This is a genomic window from Burkholderia sp. APQ4-4ca (assembly GCF_057837105.1).
In genome coordinates this window covers 1-4,718 of sequence record NZ_JBYQCG010000168.1, presented here as the reverse complement: position 1 = coordinate 4,718, position 4,718 = coordinate 1, and the positions used below count along the sequence as shown (strand labels likewise).

Genomic DNA, 4,718 nt, shown 5'->3' with positions numbered 1-4,718 from the left:
GTTTGACGCAAGGCCGAGATATGCCTTGCGCTTATCTCCGCCAACAAACACGACTCGTGGGAAACCGTACCCTCCTGGCGCGTACTCGTGAAAATACGGCACCCGGAACCAGCAGCGGCTATCGTGTACGTAGTCATCAAATAGAGTGATGGCCCCTGTGGGTAACTTGTTCACGGCGTCGGGAGATGTATGTTGGCGTAGGAATGATTCCACGCCAGGTAATGGCGCAGCCATAACGTCGTCCTGGACGCGATAATTCTGCACGAGCGTCGACCAGACCGTGTTGAGCAGTATTCCGCTATACGCAAGCGTCACGCAGGGGGAATCACTCCCGGGCTAATCATGTTCGACGACAAATGTCGGTGGTACCTTGATCACATCACCACCGCGGGTCACTATTGGGCGATGATCCGTGCGCTTCACTTTCCACCGTTCGCACTGGTCTGGATACAGGTAGCCGAGAAGCAGCCGCATTTCCTCCGCGCCCTGCCGAAGGTCGGTCTGATCGTTGGTCGCAACATCGAGCGGCCCCTCGCCCGGACGGGCAGGTTTGGGGTTAGCGACACCGGGATGAGCAATTGCACCACATAGCTGTTCGTTGCGCCGGTCCATGGCCTCCTTCAGCGCCGTTGCCTGTCCCTTTTGAGAGCTCATATACGACGCGTATCCCGCTCCCATTGACAGGGCGTTCGCCTGGAGCAACTGAGATTGCGACCTGAGCTTACTCATGGTCGGATCGTTTTCCGACGCCTTTGAAACCGCTTGCTGTACCTTGTGCGGCGTCATCTTGTCTTCGTGCGCGCGCTTGAAGAACGACTGTCCCGTAACATAGCGCTGCGGATTACCAATGTCTGCGCGCAGCGTACGCCACGCCAACATCTGGCCCAATCCGACCTTCAGAGCGTCCTCCACACTGCTAACATTTTCGACGGTCTTTCGCCAAGCGTTAAATGCATCGATTACCGACTGGTCGAGAGCAAAGTCGGCGACCAGATCGGCACGTTTACTTATCGCATCGCTATCCATCAGTGGCACACCATACGAGGCGGCCTTAAGATACATATCGTGCAGCGGGATCTGGCTAAGCTTATAGCTGTCGTCCCCAGCTTTCGCCGCAGTTCCTCCTTTACCCTGTTCGCACGGCGCATAGCCGCCACCCACGTCCGAATGGACGCCCGGATAAGCTACCTCGTCACGGATACCGCCGCCGTAGCTGTCCCCGTTACGGATTGAATCAAGCGGAAAACTCATGCGCTGCTCGTGCACCGAGAACGCGTGATAACAGAATCGCACATCCTTAGGAATATCGAGCCGACCGTCGTTAGCGAACGCGAAGTGCCCATCAAACGTGCCAAAGTCCACGGTCGCACGAGTCGAGTCGGGAGGGCCAACGGAGGCAACTGTATCGAAAAGACCGACGAAGTTAACCTTGTAATTCAGAGCATATTTGCCAGTCTGGTATCCAATCCGCCCGTCCCGTGCCCATTCATTCATCAGCTTGTTGACGAATACGCGTGCGCATGCCGCCCCCCGCGAGAAACCAATTACGTTGATCCAGATCTGCTTGATCGTCTGCGGATATCTCCCCTCATCGATCGCCTGCTTGTGAGCGAGACCCAATCGATCCGTGTAGCCAACCAGCGGGAGTTTGTGACCATCGGCCACTTCTGTACAAACTCTTTGGACGTCGCTATCCGGAATCAGATTTCGCGTCTTGTCCGTAGCAATAGCCCGATATATAGCATTCAGTACTCTCGTGTAGCCCCACACGCATCGACTTCCAAAACCGGATGCCATTGACTTGCCGGAAGTCGAGTACGTCTGCTCACCAATACTCTTGAACGGTGTACCCACACCCGCAATATAGAAGCGAAATATCCCTTCTTCTGATCGGTCCAGTGCCGCGTTATACAGACGCGCAACATTGGAATGTGTGTGAACAAGCGAATCCCGGAACGGATTTGTCTGTTCGTCGTTATTGTTCGTGCCGTCAAAGAACAGCGTGATATGAAGTGTCTGAGGGCAAGACATTAGAGCGTCGCACACCAGCATGCGCCCTTTTCTCAACGCCGTGGTACTACCCGCTATACGCCCGCCCTGAGGCATCGGATCCGCCCATCTGAGGCTCATTTCGCGCCTCCTCCATTCCGGTATAACCGATTCCACTCTTGATCCAAAACCCCGTGCGCGATGTACGGATCGGTGTCTGGAGGACGTATGCCTGGGTCGTTTAAGTCACCTTTCTGGCCGTCGGCAACCATGATACGGACCCGGTCATCCGGCAAAAAGACCGCCCATAGGCCGCCCATAATTTTTCCGTATTTCGGGATCCGAACGTTTTCCGCCTTGTACCAGTACCCCGGTGTCTTTCCGTCCTGCTTCTTGTCAACCAACCAGCGCACCGTCAGCCTCAAGTCCGGCTGCCATACAGTGGGGATGTCGCTGCAGCACATATCACCGCCACCGCCGGACGGCTTGTTGCCTGCTTCAGCGGGTAGTACGTTGGGGCCACCGCCGCTTACCCCCGCCCCCTCCGGCCCCTCAAATCCCCACTTATGGATGTACCAAGGGGAGTAGTTGAGGGTCGAGGCGCCCACGCCCAGCGTATCGTAGTGCTTCGGCAGGCTCGACAGGTCAAGCGGCTGTGCCATAGCGCCGGGATGCTTATCGCATGCTCCAAGGCCAAAAATGGCAGCAAAGGCGACGGCCTGGATCGCACGTCGCCCCAAACGGGAAAGTCGGTCTGTCATCATGGGTAAGTCTACGGATTAACGGGGTACCAGGGCCGCTCCGCCCCGAGCTGCCTTAAGCATGCATTCGACACAGATCTTCTTCGGAGATAAATCGACCATCTGATCCTTCGGGCCTGGCAAATCATGAGAAGCTGCGTACGCGGTAAATTTTCCTGTTGTTCCGCTCACCACCCCGCTCGCATCCATATTCAGGAAGCTGCCGTTTACCTCGACGCGGAATTTGTGAGCACGCAGCAGAATCTCCTCACTTTCCAGCAGGATCTGCTTCTGTGCTCGCGCCACAATTGACTTCGTCAGCGCGTTCAATACGATGTCGCCCGCAGCCGAGACAAGATGCATAGGGCCAGTCTGCGCCAGCCGCACGCTCACTCGGTGGACGGCCAGCGGTATCCGATCACTTCGTTCAACGGATACGCGAGTTCGCGCACTTCTTCCAGTTGATTACCGCCGAACAGGTGAACATATTCGGCATCGTGACGCAGGTAGAAACCGACGTGCCCTTTCCAGCTCGTCGGATCGTCGCGCGTCAAGATCGCGATGCAGCCGTAGACCGGGCGCTCCAGCGGTTTGCCCCATTCGAGCCACGAGCGTGCGAGCGCCGAGCCGGTGCCGCGGAATCCGGCATGCGCCATGCACCAGTTCACGAACGACGAGCACCAAGAAATCTTGTCGTCGTAGCCGATCAGGTTCGTCTGGTTGTTGTACTCGACGATGCGCGGGTTGATGCTGCCCGGCGGGTGGCGGCGGATGCCAAGTTCGGCCAGCGCGACGGGCATCCAGGGTGGGTGGACGGCTTTCACGTTGCTCTCAGGGTTTGATAGGGTCACGTCGTTCTCGGGTACGTGTCGGGTGCTGTTTCGCCCAATCTTCGCACGAATGAATACGGCGAATCCACCGCGCCCTTCGCGGATCGGGATTTTCGTCGACCCCGCCCGTATCATGGAGGCAGCGCTCTCGACTCCCTGCCCCCCATGCGCATCACGCCCCTGCCGCCTCTTCAGTGCCTCATCGCGTTCGAAGCCGCCGTGCGGCACGCGAGTTTCACGAAAGCCGCCGCCGAACTGCATCTGACCCAAAGCGCGATCAGCCGCCAGATCCAGCAGCTCGAGGAATTTCTCGGCCGCTCGCTGTTCGTGCGCGAACACCGTTCGCTGCGGCTGACGATCGCCGGCGAACAATACGCGGCACAAGTCCACCATCTGCTCACGCAATGCGCGCAAGCCACGCACGACGTGATGAAGCCGTACGGCGATCTCGAACTCACGATCGCGTGCTCGTCCGGCGTCGCGCTGCTGTGGCTCACGCCGCGGCTACCGAACTTTCGCGCCACGTATCCGACCATCAAGCTTCGCCTGATCGTGCGCGACGGCCTTGCGTCGATGTCGCCCGCGGAATTCGACGTCGGCGTCTACTACGTGCGCCAGCAGGCGCCGGCCGAATACGCCGCACGCCGGCTGTTCGTCGAAGAAGTGTTTCCCGTCTGCGCGCCAGGCTATCTGGCCGGCCGCACGCTCGACCCGGCCGATCTCGCGAACGAAACACTGCTGCGCCTCGAAGACGGCCAGCGCCAATGGATGTCGTGGTCCGAATGGTTCGACATGAACGACGTCGACCGGCAGAAGGCCCAGCCGCAAGACATCACGATCAACTCCTATCCGCAGATCGTGCAGATGACGATTCTCGGCCAGGGCGTGTCGCTCGGCTGGCGCTACATGATCGACGCATGCATCGAAGCCGGCCTGCTCGTGCGCGTGACGGAAGCGTCCGCGAGCCACGGCGGCGGCTATTACGTGATCTCGCCGAACGACCGCGCGCAGAACCAGGCCGCCCGCCTGTTCACCCGCTGGCTGTTCGAACAGGCTGAGAAGCAGACCGCGCCCTGACTACCCCGGGCGCGACGCATGCGTGCAGCGCATGCAGGCATGCGAATCTTTCGTTTCAGAAAAAAATGCGGCTTTCCTTAGC

General features: G+C 58.8%; 5 protein-coding genes. 1 reads left to right on the top strand and 4 read right to left on the bottom strand.

Annotation, left to right across the window (positions count from 1 at the left end; all coding sequences use genetic code 11):
- Window positions 1-336: 336 nt before the first annotated feature.
- Genes AC3IFE_RS19195 through AC3IFE_RS19180 form a run of 4 tightly spaced genes read right to left on the bottom strand, consistent with a single transcriptional unit; the run spans window position 337 to window position 3,529 of the window.
- Complete coding sequence (locus tag AC3IFE_RS19195; protein ID WP_489191586.1) at window positions 337-2,130, bottom strand: T6SS phospholipase effector Tle1-like catalytic domain-containing protein; 1,794 nt, start codon at window positions 2,128-2,130, stop codon at window positions 337-339.
- Entirely contained in the window at window positions 2,127-2,753 is a 627-nt protein-coding gene (locus AC3IFE_RS19190; protein WP_489191584.1) for a DUF3304 domain-containing protein, read from the bottom strand. Before AC3IFE_RS19190 ends, AC3IFE_RS19195 begins: the two co-directional genes overlap by 4 nt.
- A gap of 15 nt (window positions 2,754-2,768) precedes the next feature.
- The gene (locus AC3IFE_RS19185) at window positions 2,769-3,092 is read right to left on the bottom strand and encodes a DUF2345 domain-containing protein (RefSeq protein ID WP_489191582.1); all 324 of its coding nucleotides are present in this window, start codon (window positions 3,090-3,092) and stop codon (window positions 2,769-2,771) included.
- A gap of 26 nt (window positions 3,093-3,118) precedes the next feature.
- Complete coding sequence (locus tag AC3IFE_RS19180; protein WP_175976852.1) at window positions 3,119-3,529, bottom strand: TIGR02594 family protein; 411 nt, start codon at window positions 3,527-3,529, stop codon at window positions 3,119-3,121.
- A 195-nt stretch (window positions 3,530-3,724) separates the two neighbouring features.
- Here AC3IFE_RS19180 and AC3IFE_RS19175 point away from each other — a divergent pair, with 195 nt between their 5' ends.
- Window positions 3,725-4,636: a LysR substrate-binding domain-containing protein gene (locus AC3IFE_RS19175; RefSeq protein ID WP_489191581.1), complete on the top strand. Its 912-nt coding sequence runs from the start codon at window positions 3,725-3,727 to the stop codon at window positions 4,634-4,636.
- The last annotated feature ends 82 nt before the right edge of the window (window positions 4,637-4,718 follow it).

Coding starts and splice junctions, on each gene's coding strand:
- AC3IFE_RS19195 (WP_489191586.1), bottom strand. CDS start 2,130: ATGAGCCTCAGATGGGCGGATCCGATGCCTCAGGGCGGGCGTATAGCG.
- AC3IFE_RS19190 (WP_489191584.1), bottom strand. CDS start 2,753: ATGATGACAGACCGACTTTCCCGTTTGGGGCGACGTGCGATCCAGGCC.
- AC3IFE_RS19185 (WP_489191582.1), bottom strand. CDS start 3,092: ATGCATCTTGTCTCGGCTGCGGGCGACATCGTATTGAACGCGCTGACG.
- AC3IFE_RS19180 (WP_175976852.1), bottom strand. CDS start 3,529: ATGCCCGTCGCGCTGGCCGAACTTGGCATCCGCCGCCACCCGCCGGGC.
- AC3IFE_RS19175 (WP_489191581.1), top strand. CDS start 3,725: ATGCGCATCACGCCCCTGCCGCCTCTTCAGTGCCTCATCGCGTTCGAA.